Source organism: Jiangella muralis (genome assembly GCF_001270745.1).
GTDB classification, from domain to species: Bacteria; Actinomycetota; Actinomycetes; order Jiangellales; family Jiangellaceae; genus Jiangella; species Jiangella muralis.
Window position 1 is genome coordinate 186,794 of record NZ_KQ434754.1, and the last position, 15,600, is coordinate 202,393.

Genomic DNA, 15,600 nt, shown 5'->3' on the forward strand with positions numbered 1-15,600 from the left:
GGCGCCTCTGATCGCGTCCACGGTGTTGTGTGTCACCTGATCGTTCCGGCGCCCCGCCGACGGCGCCCGTCCCGTTGATCTTGGAGTAACCGCGGAATCAACCGGACATATCGGACCAGACTCCGTCGTTACTCCAAGATCAACGCCGGGTCGGGCGGGCGAGGACGGCCTGAACGAACGGCGGGACCACGGTACGGAGCACGTTCTGCTGCTCATGTGTCTCGGCGACGGCGAGCGCCTCGGCCGCTTGCGTCCGCTCCGCGGCGCCGGCGGACGGCGCCAGCGCGGCCAGGGCAGCCAGCCCGGCCCGGCCGGTGCCGGCCAACGCGACCAGCCACGGCATGACCTCGTGCTCGATCCGGTCGGCCGGCTGGCGGGCACCGTCCGGCGCGGCGGCGACCATCGCCTCGAACCGGTCCCGCAGCTGCTCGCCGGCCGCCGCCGAACCGCTTAGCGTGGCGTCGATCAACGCCGACAGTTCCGGGTCCTGCGGCGCCGACGGCGGCCACGACGCGCAGGCGCGGGCCAGCGTCCGTACCGCCTCCGTCGCCCCGACGGCGTCCAGCGCGCGCTCGTGGGCGGCGGTCGGGTCGTACGCGGCCAGGTTCCACGCCCAGTCGGCGACGGTCGCGACGGCGATCCGCGACGCGGCCTCGTGCGGCATCGGGTTCGCCGTGATCCCGGCCAGCGGCGCGCCGTCCAGGTCCGTCGTCCGGCCGACGAGGGGGCCGAGGAACAGCCGCGGGAAGTCGAAGTCGTTCACCGGGAAGTTGTCCCAGAGCAGCAGTTCGTGTCCGTAGGAGCGCGCCGCCGCGGCGATCTCGGCCCGCGCGACGTCGCCGACGACCACGTCGCGGCCGGTCCACCACACCAGCACGTCGGACGGCAGCTCGGCGGCGAGCAGGTCGCGGTGCGGTGTCGCCTCGACCCCGGCGTAGTCGGTCGGGACCATGATCAGCGGCCGGCCAAGCCGCTCGATGACGGCGCGGCAGACGGCGGCGTGCGCCCGCGCCGACGAGCCCGGCGCCGTGCCGAACGCCGTCCGGTCCGCCTCGTGCTCGAGGTCCGGCGGGATGTCGTCGAACAGCAGCGCGAAGTCCTCGACCCCGACAGCGCGGACCTGCTCGAACTTCGCGAGCAGCAGGTCCAGCTCGGCCGGGTCGCTGTAGACCATCGAGAGCCCGGGCGAGACGGAGAAGACGAACCGCACGTGCGACCGCCCCGCCGCCGCGACCAGTTCACCGATGCGGTCCAGCTCGGCCGCCGGGTACGGCTCGCGCCACTGCTTGCGGTGGTACGGGTCGTCCTTCGGCGCGTAGACGTACGTGTTGAGCTTGTGCCGGCCGGCGAACTCCAGGTGCGCGAGCCGGTCGGCGTGCGACCACGGCGGGCCGTAGAAGCCCTCGATCGTGCCGCGCCAGCGCAGGTCCGGACGGTCGTCGACGGTCACCGGAGGCAGCACTCCGTCCGCCGTCAGCGCCCGGAGCGTCTGGGCGCCGTAGAACGCGCCGGCCGGGTCCGACCCGGTGATCGTGACGCGGTCTCCGTCGACGACCAGGCGGTAGCCCTCGGCCGGGCCACCAGGTTCGACCCCCACGACGACGGTGATCGACGCCCCGCCGGGCGTCGTGGCCAGGCCGGCCAGGACAGCGGCCGCGGTCGAACACCGCTCGTCCGCCGAGACCACCACGGAGCCGACGCTGACCCCGTCACCGCCGGTGAACAGGAGGTGCCGAGGCGATGGGAGCAGAGCTGTGGTCGCCGGCCGCGAGGCCACGCGCCAGCGGGGATCAGACATTGTGGGAACGATACCATCGGGTCCATGTCGTGGAGTGAGGTCGCACCCGGGGTGTTCCGCGTGCGCGACACCTGCAACGTCTACGTCGTCCGATCGCCGAACGGACGCGACGCGATCGCCGTCGACTTCGGCTCCGGCGCCGTGCTCGACCACCTCGCCGAGATGGGCATCGAGCGGCTCACCGACATCCTCATGACGCACCACCACCGCGACCAGGGCCAGGGCCTGCCGCGCGCCGTCGCCGCTGGCATCGCCGTCCATGTGCCGCCGGTCGAGCAGGACCTGTTCGCGCACGTCGACGACCTGTGGGCGTCACGCCCGATCGTGAACGACTACAACCTGCGGCAGGACAAGTTCTCGCTGTTGTCGTCGGTCCAGGTCGCGGGCGTCGCGCCGGAGTACCGCACCGGAACGTACGGCGGCGTCGAGGTGCGGGTGCTGCCGACGCCGGGGCACACGACGGGCTCCGTCACGTACGTGGTCGGCGGCATCGCGTTCACCGGCGACCTCATCCACGCGCCCGGCAAGGTGTGGTCGCTGGCCGCCACGCAGTGGTCGTACACCGAGAACGAGGGGCCGGCGATGACCGTCCTCTCCTGCTACCAACTGCTCGAGCAGCCGCTGGACCTGCTGCTGCCGTCGCACGGCGAGCCGATGCGCGACCCCCGGGCGGCGCTGGAACTGCTGGCCGAGCGGATGCAGCGCTACGTCGACGCGCGCCGTCCGCACCCCTGGGACCTGCGGGGACGGCTGGAGTCGCCGTTCCGGGAGCTCACCCCGCACCTGCTGCTCAACCGGACCAGCAACGCCTGCTCGTACGTGCTGCTGTCGGAGACCGGGAACGCGCTGCTCATCGACTACGGCTACGACATGACGACGGGGCTGCCGTCGGGCACCGGCCGCGCGTCGCGGCGGCCCTGGCTGGCGTCCTTGCCGGCGTTGCGCCGTCAGTACGGGGTGACGAAGGTCGAGGTGGCGCTCCCGACGCACTACCACGACGACCACGTGGCCGGGCTGCCGCTGCTGCGCGACGTCGAGGGGACCGAGATCTGGGCGCCGTCGACGGTCGCGCCGATCCTGGAGCAGCCGGAGCGCTACGACCTGCCCTGCCTCTGGTACGACCCGATCCCGGTGGACCGGTCGCTGCCGGTCGGCGAGTCGTTCCGGTGGCACGAGTACGAGATCACGGTGCACGATCTGCCTGGTCACACGCTGTACCACGCCGGCTTCGAGTTCGAGGTCGACGGCGTGCGGGTGCTGGCGACCGGCGACCAGCAGGAGCACCTGGGCGTGCCCGGCGGCCGGCGCGAGGTGCTGAACTATCAGTACCGCAACCTGTTCCGGGTCGGCGACTACCAGCGCAGCGCCGCCCTCTACCGTCGGGTCGCGCCCGGTCTGATGGTGAGCGGGCACTGGGAGCCGCGCTGGGTCGACGACGCGTACCTCGCCCTGCTGACGGAGCTGGGTGACGAGCTGGTCGAACTGCACGAGGAGCTGCTGCCGCTGGAGTCCGTCGACTTCGGCGCCGGCGGCGTGGCCGCGCGGATCACGCCGTACCGCAGCCGGGTGGCGGCGGGCTCGACCCAGCGGCTGGACGTCGTCGTCCGCAACCCGCTGCCCGAGAAGGCGGAGGTCACCGTGCGGATGGTGATCCCGCTAGGCTGGTCCGCGGACCCGGCGGAGCAGGTGCTCACGCTGGCCGCGGGCGACGAGGGCACCGTCGCGTTCGACGTGACGGCCGGCCGCACGCCGCGCCGGCGCACACCGGTCGCGGCCGATCTGACCGTCGGAGAGCTGCGGCTCGGCCAGCACGTCGAGGCGCTGGTCGACGTCGTCGAGCCGTGAGGAGGCGCAGTGGGTCGTCGGGTCAACGGTGACGGCACGGGAGCGGCCGAGCTGAAGCGCCGGGCCACCATCAAGGACGTCGCCACCGCCGCGGGTGTCTCGCGCTCGACGGCGTCGCGGGCGCTGACCGGGCGCGGCTACGTCGCCACCGACGTGCGCGAACGTGTGCTGGCCGCCGCCGAGGACCTGCGCTACGTGCCCGACGCCACCGCCCGGTACCTCAAGCAGCAGGTCTCGCTGTCGCTCGGCGTGCTCGTCTCGGACCTGCGCAACTCGTTCTACGCCCGCCTCGCCGCCGGCGTCGGCCAGGCTGCGCGCACCCAGGGCTACAGCCTCGTGCTGGCTGAGGACGGCGGCTCGGCGGACGCCCAGGTCGAGGCCGCCGAGACGTTCGTCGCCACCCGCGTCGCCGGCGTGGTCGTCACCCCCGTCTCCGCCGACGTCACCACCTACCTCTCCCGGCACCGCATCCCCGTCATCGAGGTCGACCGCCAGTTCGCGGCCGGCGCCTGCGATGCCGTCGTCGTCGACAACCATCGGGCGTCCGCACAGGTCATCGGGGAATTGATCGGGCGCGGGCATCGGCGCATCGCGCTGTTCATCGACGAGACGACGTGGACGACCGGCCGCGACCGCCACGCGGGCTACCAGGCGGCGCTGGCGGCGGCCGGCATCGCCCTCGACCCCGACCTCGTCGTCTCCTCCGGCTGGGACGTCGATGCCTCTCGCGCCGCGGCGGTTGCGCTGCTCCGGCCGTCATCGCGACCGACCGCCGTGTTCGCCGCCAACAACGTCCTCGCCGAGGGCGTCTGGCGAGCGGCCAACGACCTCGGGCTGCGCATCCCCGACGACCTCTCCCTCGTCTCCTTCGACGACGCGCCCTGGATGAGCCTGGTGACGCCCGGTCTCACCGCGGTCGCGCAGGACGAGGCGGCGTTGGGCGCGGCGGCGGTGCAGCGGCTGCTGGAGCGCATCGCCGACCCCGACGCCGGCCCGGAGACCGTGATGATGCCGACGCAGATCGTGCATCGCCAGTCCACCCGCGCCGTGTGACGGCGTTTCGGGTCTCTTCGTGAGGTGAGGCCCCTCGGCCGCCTTCGTCGCCCGAACCTGATCGGTGCACTGGCCCGTAGTCATGACCCGCCCGGCTGGGGTTGGGACCCCACCCTACGGGCGGGCACTGACACTCGTCGCGAACGTCGTTCGTCGCTGCGTGTCCACGCCCCACCCGCCTCGCTCCCGCCATGCCGCCGACGCCGCGTCGGCATCCGCTCCACGCACGTATGGGAACGATCCCTCTTGACTCGGTCAGGGTGCGCTTGTCATGATGCGGATGCCACCTGGGATCGATCCCACGTGGAGCGGGGCGCCGAGGCCGACGTCCCTGAGACGGGGACGGAGAAGCGGACCGGATGGACGAGCAGGATTCCCGCGCATCGGGGCGGGCGGTGCTGTCGCTGGACATCGGCGGCACCAAGCTGGCCGTCGGCGTCGTCACGTCGGATGGTGCGGTGCACGGCCTGGTCGTCGAGCCGACGCGGCGCTGGGACGGCCCGGACACGGTGATCCGCCGGCTGTTCGACCTCGGTCACCGGGCCGTTGCCGTGGCGGGTCTGGGCCGGCCGATCGACGCCGTCGGGATCTCGTGCGGCGGGCCGCTCGACAGCGCGACCGGCGTGCTCATCTCGCCACCGCACCTGCCGGGCTGGATCGACGTGCCGCTGGGCGAGCTGACGCGGCAGGAGTTCGGCGTGCCGGCGTACCTCGAGAACGACGCGACGGCGGCCGCGCTCGGCGAGCACCGGTTCGGCGCGGCCCGCGGCCTGAGCACGATGATCTACCTGACCATCTCGACGGGGGTCGGCGGCGGCGCGGTCATCGACGGGCGGCTGCACCGGGGCGCCGCGGGCAACGGCGGCGAACTGGGTCACCTGATGGTCCGCCCCGGCGGACGGACGTGCTCGTGCGGGCGCCGCGGCTGCCTCGAAGCGTACGTGTCCGGGACGAACATCGCCGAGCGCGCGGCGGAACGTCTGCGCGACGGCGCGACCTCATCCCTGCGTGCCGCCGACGCGCACACAGCCGACGCCGCGCCACTGACGGCGGCCGACGTCGCCGCGGCGGCCCGGGCCGGCGACGGTTTCGCGCGGGAGATCTGGGCCGAGACCACCGACGTTCTGGGCCAGGCGGTGACCGATCTGGTGAACGTGTTCGAGCCGGAGCTCGTCGTGCTCGGCGGCGGCGTCACCCGGGCCGGCGCGATGCTGCTCGACCCGGTCGCCGAGGCGGTCGCCCGTGACGCCATGCCGCCCGCGGCGAAGGCGGCCCGCGTCGTGCTGGCCGGGCTCGGTGATGTCGTCTGCGTCGTCGGCGCCGGCGTCGTAGCGTTGGACGCACTGGAGGACGAGCATGCCTGACCAGCTCGAACGGCACCTGACCGACCACGTCGCCGCCGCCGAAGCCATGCGCGACCTGCTGCCCGGCATCCGCGACGTCGCCGACCTCATCTGCCGCGCCTTCGCCGCCGGCGGCGTCCTCTACACATTCGGCAACGGCGGCAGCGCGGCCGACGCACAGCACTTCACCGGCGAGCTGATCGGCCACTACGAGCGCGACCGCCGGCCGCTGCCCGCCGTCACGCTCACCACCGACCCCACCGTCATGACCTGCATCGCCAACGACTACGACTACGCCGACACCGTCGCCCGCCAGGTCGAGGCGCTGGCCCGCCCCGGCGACGTCGTCGCGGCGTTCACCACCAGCGGCCGGTCGCCGAACGTCGTCGCCGGGCTGGAGACGGCCCGCAAGAACGGCGCCACGACGGTGCTGTTCGGCGGCGGTGACGGCGGACCCGCCCGCGCGTACGCCGACCACGTCCTGCTGGCGCCGTCCACCCAGACGCCGCGCATCCAGGAGATGCACACCCTCGCCCTGCATCTGATCAGCGAGATCGCCGACGCCTGGGCCGCCGGCACCGAGAGCGCACCGGAGGAGCCGACCGCATGAGCCCCGACGACTTCCGGCCGCCGGCCATGCGCCGGCGCACGCTGCACATGGTGGGCAACGCGCACCTCGATCCGGTGTGGCTGTGGCCATGGCAGGAGGGCTACCAGGAGGCGCGGGCGACGTTCCGGTCGGCGATCCAGCGCATGGACGAGTACCCGGACTTCGTCTTCACCTGCGACCAGATCGTGCTGCTGGCGTGGGTCGAGGAGCAGGACCCGGAGTTGTTCGAGCGCATCCGCGAGCGGGTCGCCGAGGGCCGCTGGGTGATGACGGGCGGCTGGTGGGTCGAGCCCGACTGCAACGTGCCCGGCGGCGAGTCGTTCGTCCGCCAGGGCCTGTACGGGCAGCGCTACCTGCACGAGAAGTTCGGCGTCATCGCGACCGTCGGCATGAACGCGGACCCGTTCGGGCACAACGCGATGCTGCCCGCCGTGCTGCGCGGCCAGCGGATGGACTCCTACACGTTCCTGCGCCCCGGCCCGCACGAGAGCGACCTCGACGGGACGGCGTTCTGGTGGGAGGCGCCGGACGGCAGCCGTGTGCTGGCGTACCGCATCCCGTTCGAATACTGCAGCCCGCCCGGCGACGTCGCGCACCAGACGGAGAAGTCGCTCGGCCAGCTGGACCGTTCGCTCGGCGACGTCATGATCTTCTACGGCGTCGGCAACCACGGCGGCGGGCCGACGAAGGCCAACATCGAGTCCATCCACCGCCACGACCAGCGGGGTTCGTACGGAAGGATGATCATGTCCTCGCCGCGCCGCTACTTCGACGAGCTGATCGCCCGCCGCGCCGAGGCCGGGCCCGACCTCGGGCTCCCGGTCTGGCGCGACGACCTGCAGCACCACGCGTCCGGCTGCTACTCGGCGCACTCCGGCATCAAGCAGTGGATGCGACGGGCGCAGGGGGCGCTGCTGTCGGCGGAGCGCTGGGCCGCCGTCGGCTCCGTCGTGCACGGCGACGCCTACCCGCGCGACGAGCTGGGGCACGCGTGGAAGCAACTGCTGTTCAACCAGTTCCACGACACCCTGCCCGGGTCCGCGATCGAGCCCGCGTACGACGACGCGCGCGACCAGCTCGGCGAGGCGGTCGCCATCGCGAAGCGGATCATCACCCGCGTCCACAACCGCATCGCTCGCGACGTCGCCGTCCCGTTCGAGGACGGCACCCAGCCGGTCCTCGTCTTCAACCCGCACCCATGGTCGGTCGCGACCGACATCGAGCTGCAGTACGGCGTGCAGCCGACCGGCGTCCACGTGGTCGACGCGGACGGCGGGCTGGTGCCGTCGCAGCCGACACAGTCCGTGGCGACGACGAACGACAAGGGCCGTGGCGCCGTCGTGTTCCGGGCCGACCTGCCGCCTCTGGGATACCGGCTGTACCGGCTGCTTCCAGGGACCGTCGCCGGCCTGACGTGGGCCGACGGCGCAGCGCCGGGCACGCTGACCGCCTCCGAGACCGTCCTCGAGAACGACCTGCTGCGCGTCGAGCTGGACCCGTCCACCGGCTGGTTGTCGAGTCTGCTCGACAAGCGCACCGGCGTCGACCTCGTCGCCGGCGCCGTCGGCGAGCACACACAGGTCAGCGAGGACCCGACGGACACCTGGGGCCACGGCGTCGTGACCTACGCGTGGCCGGGCGAGGCGATGAAGACGACCCGCATCGTGCTGCGCGAGAGCGGTCCGGAGCGGGCCCGGCTGCGGGTGGAGCGGTCGTGGGGCCGGTCGACCATGACCGAGGAGTTCATCCTCCGCCAGGGCGTCGACGAGCTCGAGGTGCGGGTCACGATCGACTGGCGCGAGCAGGCGCACCTGCTCAAGCTGCGGTTCCCGGTCGCGCTGGCCGATCCGGAGGCGACCTACGAGATCCCGTTCGGGACGCTGCGGCGGCCGGTCGACGGCGCCGAGGAGCCCGGGCAGTCGTGGGTCGATCTCAGCTCCGGCGGGGCCGGGCTCGCGGTGGTGAACAACGCCAAGCACGGGTACGACGTGTCACCGGGCCTGGGTGTGGCGTCGCCGTCGATCGGGATCACCGCCGTACGTAGCCCGGTCTACTCCTGGCACGATCCGCGGCTGCTCGACCCCGACGGCTTCTACTCGTTCCAGGACCAGGGTGTGCAGCGGTTCACCTACTTGCTGGTACCGCACGCCGGCGACTGGCGGGCCGCCGGCCTCACGCGACGGGCGGCGGTGCTCGGATCGGCGCCGCGCGCGATGCTGGAGAGCTTCCACGACGGCTCCCTGCCCACCACCGGGAGCTTCGTGGCCGACGACGGAGCTGTGCTGATCACCGCGGTCAAGGGCGGCGAAGACGGCGACCCGGCCGCGCCCGACCTCATCGTCCGCGCCGTCGAGACGACGGGGACCGCGGTGACGGGCGCTCGGCTGGCGCTGCCGCTCGTGGATCGCGTCGTCGAGGCCGACTTCGGGCCGTACCAGCTGCGGACGTTCCGGGTCCCGCGCGATCCGGCCGCGCCGATCGTCGAGGTCGACCTGCTGGAATGGCCGGTCGGCGCCGAGGTTCCCGATCCGTCCGCCGATGCCGGCTGAGAGGTCCGGCGGACCGGCGCCCGTCCCGCCCGTCCTGCGGCTGGAGGCGCTCGATGCCGGTGGGCTGCTCGTCGGGGCGGCCGACGTCGACGTGGTGGGCGGCGGTGACGTCGTCGCCGGGCCGTTCGCCATCCGCGTGACGATCGGTGTGCCGGCCGCGCCGGACCCGGCCGGGCTGGTCGACGTCGCGCTGTCCGTGGCCGTGAGTGCGCCGTTCACCGGGCACCTGCGCCTGGTTGCGACCGTCGCCGACGCGGCCGAGCCGTGGTGGCTGATCCCCGGCCTGTTCTACGGCGAGAACCGTCCCGCCGACTGCGACCGCCGGTTCCCGCGATTCGAGGCCGGTGCCGACGATCCGGCCGGCATGGTCAGCGATCACTGGTCGTTCCGGTCCGACCGCGCCGCGACTCCCGCGGCGTTCGCCTGGGGCGCGTCCGGCGGTGCGATGACCGGGACGGACGAGACGTCGCCGGCCGGGCCGACCGGCGTCGGGCTCGCCCATCGCGGCGACGTCGCCGAGGTGCACGTCGTGTTCCCGTTCCGCGAGGACCCGGTCACGTACTACGGGTCCGCGACGCCGCTGCCCGCCACGTCGGCGACGTACACCTGGCGGCCCGGCGAACGGGTCGAGCTGCGGGCCGTCGTCGCGACGCTGCCGGCCGACCGGCATGCGTACGCGCCGATCCTGCGCGCCGTCCACGAGCGGAGTCGGCCGCTGCACCCCGTCACGCCGTGGGTGACGGTGCCCGAGGCGGCCGACATCGCCGCCGAAGGACTGGTCCGCTGGCACTACGACCCCGATCCCGGCGTGCTGCTGGAGACGGTCGGCTTCGACCGCGAACTCTCCGGCGGCGACGGCCGCCCCGTCGACCGTCAGGCCATGCACGTCGGCTGGGTCAGCGGCATCCCATGGGCGTACGCGCTGCTGGCGCACGGCCGGCGGACCGGTTCGGCGGCGGCCGTGGACGCGGCGTCGCGAGTGATCGACTTCTGCTGCGCGAACCTGTCGCCGTCCGGCACGTTCTGGGGACGGTGGGAGCGGGCCGGCGGGTGGACGCAGAGCTGGACGCCGATCCGGCGCGGCCTGCACGCGCGGACCCTCGGTGAGGCGACGCTGTTCCTGCTGCGCGCGCTCGACCTCGGTGATCGCGACGAGTGGAGCCTGGCGGCACGGTCCAACCTCGACGTCGTCCGCGACCGGCAGCGTGCCGACGGCAACCTCGGCTCCGTCCACGACGCCTCGGACGGGCGGGTGCTGTCGTGGGCCGGCGCGTCCGGGCTGACCTGGATCGCGGCGTTCTGCTCGGCGTCGTCCCTGGACTCCGACGGGTCGTACCTCGCGGCCGCCGTCCGGGCCGGCGAGTACTACGCGCGGTTCGTCGAACGCGAGTTCATCCACGGCGCCCCCGAGGACGTCGACCTCGCGCCGACGTCGGAGGACGGCTACGCCGCGCTGATGGCGTACGTCGCACTGCACCGGCGTACCGGCGACGCGCGGTGGCTCTCCCTTGCCCGCCGGGCCGCGGACTGGATGCTGACGTTCCGGTACACCTACAACGTGCGGTTCGCCCCACGCACCCCGCTCGGCGTGTACGGCTTCGCCACCCGCGGCGGCGACCAGGCGTCACCGTCCAACCAGCACCTGCACGCGTACGGGCTGGTCTGCACCCGCGAGCTGGCCGAGCTCTCCGCCGCGACCGGCGATCCGCACTACCGCGAGCGAGCCGATGAGGCGCTGGACTGCTTCCGCCAGCTGCTCGCCACCGCCGACGGTGAGCTGAACTCGTACCGCGGCATGGTCACAGAGCGCTACTACCAGACCGAGTGCTTCCAGCCGAAGGGCATGATGCTGACGCTGTCGCACGCGTGGAGTGCCGGTGTGCTGCTACTGGCATGTGAGCAGGTCATCGTTGGTGAGCGTCGGTCGGACGACTGACCGCCTGGCCGCATGGACGTCGGGCGCCGGTCGGGTGTAGCCGCCGTCGGCCTCAGCAGTCGCCGCAGCAGCCGCCGTCGCCGTCCTCGATCAGCCGGCGCGGTCCCGGACCGAGTTCCCCCAGCTCGTCATGCATGTTCGCGAGCCTGCAGTCGCGCAGTGACAGGCAGCCGCAGCCGATGCAGTCGGTGAAGTCGTCGCGCAGTTGCTGCAGCCGCCGGATGCGTGCGTCGAGGTCGGCCTGCCACTGCGAGGACAGCTCCTCCCAGTCCTTCCGGTTGGGTGTGCGGCCGTCCGGCAGGCAGGACAACGCGCGGTTGATCTCGGCGAGCGGGATGCCGACCCGCTGCGCGATCCGGATCAGCGCGACCCGGCGCAACGTCGCCCGCCGGTATCGTCGCTGGTTACCCGACGTGCGCCGGGACGTGATCAGGCCCTGCCGCTCGTAGAAGTGCAGCGCTGACACCGCGACGCCGCTGCGTTTGGACAGCTCGCCGACGGTCAGCTCGGACTTGTTCCACGCAACGGTGTCCACGGCTGCGGCCCTTCGACTTGACCTCAACTTAGATTCAGGTTCTAGCGTAGCGACGACAGCACGTGAAGCCAACGGGCGCCGTGCTCGCCGGGGACTCGCTTCATGCCGATCCGGCGGGCGGCGTCACGACGCGGAGGACCCTGGATGCACGCGATCCGACTGCACGAGTTCGGCCCGGCCGAGAACCTGCGCTACGAGGAGGTGCCCGATCCGGTGCCGACGGCAGGCCAGGTCCGCGTTGCCGTCGAGGCCAGCGGCGTGCACCTGATCGACACGGTACTGCGGTCCGGCCAGGGCGGCGGTCCGCTGCCGTTGCCGGCGCTGCCGTCGATCCCCGGTCGCGAGGTCGCCGGCGCCGTGGACTCGGTCGGCGACGGCGTCGACCCGGCGTGGGTGGGCCGGCGGGTCGTGGCGCACCTCGGTCAGGCCGGCGCCGGGTACGCGCGGCTGGCGGTGGTGGCGTCCGAGTCGGTACACGTGCTGCCGGACGGGCTCGGCGCCGACGCCGCGGTCGCGATGATCGGGACCGGGCGGACCACGGTCGGCGTCCTGGACCGGGCCGGGCTGACCGGCGACGACGTGGTCCTGGTGACGGCCGCGGCGGGTGGAGTGGGCAGCCTCCTCGTCCAGGCGGGGCGCAACGCCGGCGCCGTCGTCGTCGGGGCGGCCGGGGGCCCGGCGAAGGTGCGGCGGGTCCGCAAGCTCGGCGCCACGCACGCCGTCGACTACACCGATCCGGCCTGGCCGGACCACGTCCGCGCCGCCCTCGGCCCGCTCGCCCCGACCCTCCTCCTCGACGGCGTCGGGGGTCCGCTCGGCCGCTCGGCCATGGACCTCCTCGGCGTCGGCGGACGGCTCGTCATGTTCGGGTGGTCGTCAGGCGAACTGCTCCCCTTCGCCTCCACCGACCTCGTCGACCGTGCGCTCACGGCGTCGTGGCCGATCAGCCGGCACCAGATCGGGCGGCCCGGGTTCCTGCGCGGACTGGAGACGCGGGCGCTCGCCGAGGCTGCCGCCGGCCGGCTGATCCCGCTGGTGCACCGGTTCCCGCTCGAGCGCGCCGCCGACGCCCACGCCGCCCTCGAATCCCGCCAGACGACGGGCAAGGTCGTCCTCGTCTGACGCGCCGTCTTCCCGGGACGCCGCTCCCGCCGGGGCTGGCGCGCCTCGGCCCGACCTCGCTGTCCGGCTGGCTGCGTCGTCCTGGTCGGCCAGGCCCTCCTCCGATCGATGCCCGTGGAGTCGCAGCGGTCATCCCGAAGCCGGGATACGCCGCCGCCGGCCGTCAGCCGTCAGCCGTCACGAACGAGCGGCGCACGCCCTACCGAGCGCCGTCGCCTACCCGGCGCAGAGCAGCCCGGGGAAGCCGATCTCGTCGCCGAGCCATTCGTCGCCGTTGCTGTCGTCGTTGCCGGTCGCGGTCGTCTCGCGCTGGTGCGTCCGGCAGGCGCGTAGCCGCAGCGTGTCGATCACCTGCTCGGCGTCGGACAGGTCGCTGGCGGCGATGGTCGCGCCGACCTCGTGGCGGTACACCGTCGGCAGCGCGTCGAGCGGCAGGCCGCCGGGGACCGCGTACAGCTCGGACAGGTGCACGGGGCCGAGCTCGTGCCGGACGCCCTGGTAGATCGCGACCTGACCGTTGCTGACGCCGACGTAGTACTGGTCGCGGACCCAGCCGTTGGCGAACGTCAGGCCGGCCCACCCGACCGCCAGCGCCGCGGCGACCGCGATCGACGGCCGCAGCCAGCGCCGCCGCCGGCGCCGTCGGGCGCGGGGTGCGTAGCGCATGGCCTCGGGGTCGTGCTGCGACTCCGACGGCTGGGCGTCCTCGATGCTCTCGGCGGCCGCTCCGACGATGTACGACGCGGTGGTCGCGTCCGCACTGGCGGCGGCGTCGGCATCGACGATCTCACCGACGACCGCGGTGACGTTGTCGGGCGCGCCGGCGCCGAGGGCCAGCGCGATGAGCTGGTCGGCCGCGGCGTCGACGGTGTGCGCGCGGGCCAGCGCCGCTCCGATCTCCTGGTCGGTGACGACGTCGGACAGTCCGTCGCTGCAGATCAGGAGCCGATCGCCGGCCTGCACGTCGATGATCGAGTAGTCCGGGTGGATCGGCGACTGCCCCTGCAGCACCTTCGTCACGACGGAGCGCGCGGGATGCTCGCGGGCGTCCTCCGGCGTGATCCGCCCGTCGTCGACCAGCGACTGGACGAACGTGTGGTCGCGGGTGATCTGCGTCAGCGACCCGTCGCGCAGCAGGTAGGCGCGGGAGTCGCCGATGTGCCCGAGCGCCAGTTGGACGCCGTTCCACAGCAGCGCAGTCGACGTCGTGCCCATGCCGGCGCGGGACGGGTCGGCGCGCGCCATGTCGTCGATGCGGCCGTTCGCGGCGCTGACGGCGGTGGACAGCACGTCGATCGGATCGCCGTCGGGCAGCTGATCGGCGTTGACGAGTTCGTCGATGGCCGCCCGGCTGGCGACCTCACCCGCTGCATGCCCGCCCATGCCGTCGGCGACGGCCAGCAGGTAAGGGCCGGCGTAGCCGGAATCCTCGTTGCCCTCCCGGACCAGGCCGACGTCGGAACGCGCGGCAAAGCGCAGCGTCAACGGCATCGATTCCCTACTCCCGCACCCATCGAGGCGCCAGGGGCCCGGAGAGCGCCCACACGCCGCCTCCCCCCAGAGACTTGTCGATCACTGCGGATCGTAGCCGCCCCCGGTTCGGGACCGTTGAGACGCCACGCGGACGGGCGTTGTCCACAGCCCACGCCGATCTGCCGACTTGTCCACAATTCCGGGTTCGGTGGGAGCGGGCTGGGGCCGGTTCGGCGAACGATGAAGGGGTCCGGCCGGGTCGGCCGGACCGAGGTGCCAAGCCTCGTCAGCTTCGTCGGAAAGGACGCTATCCATGCAGCTCATCAAGGGTGCCGCCGTGTGCGGTCTGACGGTCGCGGCGTTGGTCGCGGGAGGTTCGGTCGCCGCTCCCGCGTGGGGGACGGTTCGGCCGGCGGCGGAGCGGCCGCCGTCCGCGGGCTGGTTGGTCGCGGGAGCGTCGACGGGTCAATCGCCGCCGCGCGTGGTGACGGAGCCCGGGCCGGCTCGCGCCGCACCGCTTCCGGAGGCGGCCGCGGCAGACGTCGCGCTGGCCGCGGGTGTGCGTACGAAGAACCCCTCGGTCCCGGGCTGGACGGCCGACTGCAGACCCATGCCGCCACCCCGGCATCGCCAGCTGCTCGACGGCTTCGCGCTGGGCTGGGTGCCGCCGGGCATCGGCCCACTCGTCAGTGACTTCGAGTACGAATGGGACGACGTCGGCTTCCGCTCGCGGGTGTGGGAGTCCGGCCCGTACCCCGACGAGTCCTACCGGGTCGACCTCCAGGTCACGGTCATGCGCAGTCCGTCGTTCACCGACGCGGCCGCGCTCCGGGAGTTCCTCGTCGACTACCTCGAGCGCGATCCCGCCGGCTGGGCCACAGAGCCGTTCGCCCATCCCGACGGATCCGGTTTCACCGACGTCGGGGAGCTGTTCTGGTTCGCAGCGCCCGGGGTCGGGGTCCGCGTCTTCGGCGGCGGTGAACAGGTCGACTTCCGGGACCTCACCCGGACGGCCTGCGCCGTACGGCAGGTGCTGCCGATGAACTGACGCCAGGTAGGTCCGCCACCTGAACGCTGGCTCGGCGACGTGTTCGTGCCCGTGCTCGACGACGTGTTCGGGGTCGCGTCGCGCTCGTTCGACGCGATCCTGGCGGCCGGCCGCCAGGCTGGCGGCTGACGGGAGGACGCCACCGGCCGACCACGTCGCTGCCACCGGACCCGCGCCCGGGCCGTGGCTGCCGGACGCGCGCCGGGCCGTGGTCGAGCCGGGCCGTGGCTGCCGGACCCGCGCCCGGGCCGTGGCTGCCGGACGCGCGCCGGGCCGGGTTGTGGCTGC

General features: G+C 73.2%; 11 protein-coding genes. 8 read left to right on the forward strand and 3 right to left on the reverse strand.

Annotated elements, in window-relative coordinates; genetic code table 11:
* Positions 1 to 139: 139 nt before the first annotated feature.
* A complete protein-coding gene (locus tag ACW62_RS09035) occupies positions 140 to 1,798 on the reverse strand; it encodes a protein O-GlcNAcase (protein WP_083459530.1) in 1,659 nt (552 codons plus the stop codon).
* 24 nt (positions 1,799 to 1,822) lie between these two features.
* On the opposite strand from ACW62_RS09035, the gene ACW62_RS09040 reads away from it, so the two are divergent.
* The 6 genes from ACW62_RS09040 to ACW62_RS09065 all read left to right on the forward strand — a co-directional run bounded on the left by ACW62_RS09040 (position 1,823) and on the right by ACW62_RS09065 (position 11,134).
* Complete coding sequence (locus tag ACW62_RS09040) at positions 1,823 to 3,643, forward strand: MBL fold metallo-hydrolase (RefSeq protein ID WP_053203774.1); 1,821 nt, start codon at positions 1,823 to 1,825, stop codon at positions 3,641 to 3,643.
* Positions 3,644 to 3,652: 9 nt separating this feature from the next.
* On the forward strand, positions 3,653 to 4,696 hold the full coding sequence (locus ACW62_RS09045; protein WP_205629237.1) for a LacI family DNA-binding transcriptional regulator: 1,044 nt from the start codon (positions 3,653 to 3,655) through the stop codon (positions 4,694 to 4,696).
* A gap of 359 nt (positions 4,697 to 5,055) precedes the next feature.
* Positions 5,056 to 6,060 carry an ROK family protein gene (locus ACW62_RS09050; protein WP_053203775.1) on the forward strand — a complete coding sequence of 335 codons (1,005 nt, stop codon included), beginning with the start codon at positions 5,056 to 5,058 and terminating at the stop codon, positions 6,058 to 6,060.
* Positions 6,053 to 6,649 (forward strand): D-sedoheptulose-7-phosphate isomerase, encoded by a 597-nt coding sequence (locus ACW62_RS09055; RefSeq protein ID WP_053203776.1) that lies wholly within the window; start codon positions 6,053 to 6,055, stop codon positions 6,647 to 6,649. Before ACW62_RS09050 ends, ACW62_RS09055 begins: the two co-directional genes overlap by 8 nt.
* The gene (locus ACW62_RS09060) at positions 6,646 to 9,198 is read left to right on the forward strand and encodes an alpha-mannosidase (RefSeq protein WP_083459532.1); all 2,553 of its coding nucleotides are present in this window, start codon (positions 6,646 to 6,648) and stop codon (positions 9,196 to 9,198) included. The genes ACW62_RS09055 and ACW62_RS09060 overlap by 4 nt, the downstream gene beginning before the upstream one ends.
* Positions 9,188 to 11,134, forward strand: coding sequence for a YyaL domain-containing protein (locus ACW62_RS09065; protein ID WP_205629238.1), 1,947 nt, complete (start codon positions 9,188 to 9,190; stop codon positions 11,132 to 11,134). The genes ACW62_RS09060 and ACW62_RS09065 overlap by 11 nt, the downstream gene beginning before the upstream one ends.
* Positions 11,135 to 11,186: 52 nt before the next feature.
* Here ACW62_RS09065 and soxR read toward each other — a convergent pair whose 3' ends face one another.
* Positions 11,187 to 11,669 (reverse strand): redox-sensitive transcriptional activator SoxR, encoded by a 483-nt coding sequence (gene soxR / locus ACW62_RS09070; RefSeq protein ID WP_053203777.1) that lies wholly within the window; start codon positions 11,667 to 11,669, stop codon positions 11,187 to 11,189.
* 144 nt (positions 11,670 to 11,813) lie between these two features.
* Here soxR and ACW62_RS09075 point away from each other — a divergent pair, with 144 nt between their 5' ends.
* Entirely contained in the window at positions 11,814 to 12,791 is a 978-nt protein-coding gene (locus tag ACW62_RS09075; protein ID WP_053203778.1) for a zinc-binding dehydrogenase, read from the forward strand.
* Positions 12,792 to 13,007: 216 nt separating this feature from the next.
* On the opposite strand, the gene ACW62_RS09080 is transcribed toward ACW62_RS09075, so the two are convergent.
* The gene (locus tag ACW62_RS09080; RefSeq protein ID WP_053203779.1) at positions 13,008 to 14,282 is read right to left on the reverse strand and encodes a PP2C family protein-serine/threonine phosphatase; all 1,275 of its coding nucleotides are present in this window, start codon (positions 14,280 to 14,282) and stop codon (positions 13,008 to 13,010) included.
* Positions 14,283 to 14,577: 295 nt separating this feature from the next.
* Here ACW62_RS09080 and ACW62_RS09085 point away from each other — a divergent pair, with 295 nt between their 5' ends.
* On the forward strand, positions 14,578 to 15,312 hold the full coding sequence (locus ACW62_RS09085) for a hypothetical protein (protein ID WP_053203780.1): 735 nt from the start codon (positions 14,578 to 14,580) through the stop codon (positions 15,310 to 15,312).
* The last annotated feature ends 288 nt before the right edge of the window (positions 15,313 to 15,600 follow it).

What these genes read in the sequence shown, in the direction of transcription:
- ACW62_RS09035 (WP_083459530.1), bottom strand. Translation starts at nt 1,798, where the DNA reads ATGTCTGATCCCCGCTGGCGCGTGGCCTCGCGGCCGGCGACCACAGCT.
- ACW62_RS09085 (WP_053203780.1), top strand. Translation starts at nt 14,578, where the DNA reads ATGCAGCTCATCAAGGGTGCCGCCGTGTGCGGTCTGACGGTCGCGGCG.
- ACW62_RS09075 (WP_053203778.1), top strand. Translation starts at nt 11,814, where the DNA reads ATGCACGCGATCCGACTGCACGAGTTCGGCCCGGCCGAGAACCTGCGC.
- ACW62_RS09065 (WP_205629238.1), top strand. Translation starts at nt 9,188, where the DNA reads ATGCCGGCTGAGAGGTCCGGCGGACCGGCGCCCGTCCCGCCCGTCCTG.
- ACW62_RS09080 (WP_053203779.1), bottom strand. Translation starts at nt 14,282, where the DNA reads ATGCCGTTGACGCTGCGCTTTGCCGCGCGTTCCGACGTCGGCCTGGTC.
- ACW62_RS09040 (WP_053203774.1), top strand. Translation starts at nt 1,823, where the DNA reads ATGTCGTGGAGTGAGGTCGCACCCGGGGTGTTCCGCGTGCGCGACACC.
- ACW62_RS09050 (WP_053203775.1), top strand. Translation starts at nt 5,056, where the DNA reads ATGGACGAGCAGGATTCCCGCGCATCGGGGCGGGCGGTGCTGTCGCTG.
- ACW62_RS09060 (WP_083459532.1), top strand. Translation starts at nt 6,646, where the DNA reads ATGAGCCCCGACGACTTCCGGCCGCCGGCCATGCGCCGGCGCACGCTG.
- ACW62_RS09055 (WP_053203776.1), top strand. Translation starts at nt 6,053, where the DNA reads ATGCCTGACCAGCTCGAACGGCACCTGACCGACCACGTCGCCGCCGCC.